This window comes from Spongiibacter sp. (assembly GCF_041602295.1).
Taxonomy (GTDB): Bacteria; Pseudomonadota; Gammaproteobacteria; order Pseudomonadales; family Spongiibacteraceae; genus Spongiibacter.
In genome coordinates this window covers 1-3,358 of the sequence record NZ_JBFIGO010000173.1, presented here as the reverse complement: position 1 = coordinate 3,358, position 3,358 = coordinate 1, and the positions used below count along the sequence as shown (strand labels likewise).

General features: G+C 58.3%; 4 protein-coding genes. 2 read left to right on the top strand and 2 right to left on the bottom strand.

Annotated features, from left to right (window positions below; genetic code table 11):
* On the bottom strand, positions 1-183 hold a 183-nt coding region (locus ABYM29_RS15295; protein WP_372865658.1), incomplete at its 3' end, for an acyl-CoA dehydrogenase family protein.
* Between the two features lie 293 nt (positions 184-476).
* Here ABYM29_RS15295 and ABYM29_RS15290 point away from each other — a divergent pair.
* Positions 477-1,835, top strand: coding sequence for a cytochrome P450 (locus ABYM29_RS15290; RefSeq protein WP_372865657.1), 1,359 nt, complete (start codon positions 477-479; stop codon positions 1,833-1,835).
* 84 nt (positions 1,836-1,919) lie between these two features.
* Positions 1,920-2,363 (top strand): PaaI family thioesterase, encoded by a 444-nt coding sequence (locus ABYM29_RS15285; RefSeq protein WP_372865656.1) that lies wholly within the window; start codon positions 1,920-1,922, stop codon positions 2,361-2,363.
* 49 nt (positions 2,364-2,412) lie between these two features.
* Here the strand turns inward: ABYM29_RS15285 and ABYM29_RS15280 are convergent.
* Positions 2,413-3,358 (bottom strand): TonB-dependent receptor domain-containing protein (locus ABYM29_RS15280; RefSeq protein ID WP_372865655.1); only part of this gene is annotated, 946 nt, incomplete at its 5' end.

Genomic DNA, 3,358 nt, shown 5'->3' with positions numbered 1-3,358 from the left:
GCCGTACTGCTCGTCGGGCCAGACCATTAAAAAGCCCTGTTCCCCGGCTTTTTTGAACACCTCGCGGTCGACGATGCCCTGCTCGCGCCATTTCTCGACATTGGGCGCCACTTCCTGCTCGAGGAATTTTCGATACGCAGAGCGGAACATCTGCTGCTCTTCGGTAAAGTCTCTGGGAAGCATGGCAATTTTCTCTCAGTGGGCCGGCGCCAAAGCGCCATTATTATTTTCTGCCACTACCCAAGCGTGCAGCGGCGCCAATTGCGGAGCTAAGCATCCCCTCCCAGCCCCACAGCGGCAATGATTGACCATGACAACTACTAGACATTTTGTTACACGCACCGATTCTCGGTCGGCGCTGGCGCGCCTTGACCACCGCCGTCGCCTGCCGACTAGACCGACTTTCCACCGCTGCTCTACTGTGTGGGCTGTAATGTGTCGCCTGCCTGCGGCCGATGCGTGTAATGAGGAAAGATATGAGCAGTCAAAGTATCGATTATCAGCAGTATTCTCGTCGGCCCAGCCGCCGCCTTACCCATATACCCGGCGACAGCGGCCTGCCAGTGTTCGGCCAAACCTTTAGTTTTTTGCGCAACTACAAGGCCCTGACCGAACGGCGCTATCGTCGCTACGGGCAAATTTCGCGGGGCAATACCCTGTTTCAGCACAGCCTTACCCTGCTCGGCCCCGAGGCCAATGAAATCGTGTTGAAAAACAGCGAGGGGCAATTCTCCAGCATGCTCGCCTGGAACCCGCTACTCGACCGGCTGTTCCCCAATGGCTTAATGCTGAAAGACGCCGAAGCCCACCGCTACGACCGCAAGATTCTGCAAGGCGCGTTTAAAAAAGCCGCCATTGAAGGCTATCTGGATTCCATGAACCCGCACACTGAACGCGGGCTGGAAAACTGGCCGGTTGGCGAGGAGTTCCCTTTCCAGCACGCGGTTAAACAGCTGCTGCTAGAGGTCGCCGCCGAGGTGTTTCTCGGCGTGGAAATGGGCGAGGAAGCCAGCGGCGTCAACAATGCCTTTGTCGACACCATGCTGGCGTCGATGGCGGTAGTTAAGCTGCCCATTCCCGGCACACTGTGGCAGCGCGGTCTGGCGGGCCGGAAGCACTTGGAAGACTTTGTGATGACCCACATCGCCGCCAAGCGCCGCGAACAGGGTCAGGATATTTTCTCGCAGATTTGCCACGCCACCGACGAAGACGGCAACTACTTCTCCGACGAGGCGGTGCGCGACCACATTATTTTTCTGTTGTTTGCCGCCCACGACACCACCACCAGCACGCTGTGTTCGATCGTCTATGCGCTGGCCAAAAACCCCGAGTGGCAGCAGAAGCTGCGCGACGAATATCAGGCACTGGGCAAAGACAAGCTGGACTACGACGACCTCGGCCAGCTGGAAAACAGCAAACTGGTGTTTAAGGAGGCGCTGCGCATGTATCCACCGGTGCCGGCCATTCCGCGCCGCACGCTGAAGGATATGGAGCTGTTCGGCTACCACATTCCCAAAAATACTGCGGTGGCCATTTCACCGCTGTTCACCCACTACATGGAAGAGTACTGGAGCGAGCCGACGCGCTTTGACCCGGCGCGTTTTTCCAAAGAGCGCGCCGAAGACAAGAAGCACTTCTTCCAGTGGGTGCCCTTTGGCGGTGGCGCCCATAAATGCCTGGGGCTGAACTTCGCCGAGATTCAAACCAAGTTGTTTCTCTTCCACTTACTGCGCCGCTACGACATTAAGGTGAAAGACGGCTACGAAATGCCGCGCAGCTGGGTGCCGTTGATCTTCCCGGCCGACGGCCTACCGGTGCGCTTCGAGGCTATTTAGCGCCGGCCGCACCACCCCACTAGCGAGGCGGCATCTGCAGGCAGATGCCGCCTTTTTATGTGTTACGTACATACTGAGTGTCCCATGTCTGAAGCCTTTTTCCCCGCCTGCGAAAGCTCTGACTGGCAAACGATGAGCATGCTCGACGGGCCGTCGTTCGACCGCCAGATTGGCGCTTTTGAGTTTCGCAAAACCGGCGCGACCACCGCCCAGGCGCGCTTTGTCACCGATCACTACAGCCAAAACATTCAACACGGCCTGCACGGCGGCTATCTCGCCGCCCGCGCCGAACAAGTCTTCTATCTGCCGCTGTATACCGCCGGCAGTGTCGCACTCGGACGAGTGGTGACCATCGATTTCAGCATGCAATATTTGCAGGGCGGAACACCGGGCAGCGCGCTGCTTGCCGATGTCGAGCTGCTAAAAGAAACCGGCAGGCTGGGCTTTATCCGCGGCACCCTCAGCCAACAGGGTAAGTGCCTGTGCAGCTTTAGCGCGACGCTGCGCAAGCTGGCGCCGCAGGCATAAAGCAGGCATAAAAAAGCCCGGCCATGCCGGGCGGTGTAAGCACTGTAAATTAAAACCGCAGCACGCCTTCCAGCGCCACGCTGCGCGGCGGATCGGTAGCGGCGAAGTGGGCACCAACAAACAGCGGCACGTCATTGCCCGCCGGCCGCGTCATTTCATTGGTCAGGTTTTTAGCCACCAAGGCCAGCTCCCAGCCCTGGTGAAAGTGCAGCAACGACAGGCGGCTGTTGACCTTATAGTAGGCCTGCTGCAAGTCGGCCTCGTCGCGATCCTGGGTGTAGAAAAACTCGTCGCTGTAGTTCACATCCAACTGCAAACGCAGTTCCATAGTGTCGCCGATCGGCTGCAGGTACTGGCTGGTCAGACTGGCGGTATACTCTGGCGCGTAATCGGTGCCCTGATCGGTAAGGTCCTGACGGCAATCGGAGTTCCCCGCCTCAGAGGCATCGCGGGTTTGCTGGGCGGTACAGGGGCCGTCGGTAAACGAGGTGAAATAGGAGTCCAGCCAGGCCATCGACGCCCCCACCATCAGGCGCTCGCTCAGCGCCCAGCGCATATCGGCTTCAAACCCTTGGGTGATCGACTCGGCGGCATTGCCCACGACATAGCCGGTAAGGGTAAAGTTACTGACCTGACGCTCCATAAACTGGGTGTAAAACAGCGCCGCGTTAAAGGTCATCGAACCGTCCAACAGGGTGGTTTTCAGGCCCAGCTCGTAGGTGTCAGCCTCCTCGTCTTCATAGGCGAAGGCGTCCTGACTGGCGGTGGTGTCGTTGGCATTGAAGCCGCCGTCCTTAAAGCCCTTGGCATAGCGGAAGTAGCTCATCACGTCTTCATTGGCATACCACTGCAGGTTAAAGGCCGGCGACACATTGTCGACCTTTCTGGCGTTGCGAATATCGTGATTTTCCGAGTTGTTTAGCGCCCCGGCGAGAATGGCGTAGCTGGGGTTGGGCGTGCGCTGCTTGCTGCGAAACTCGGCGATATCCAGATAT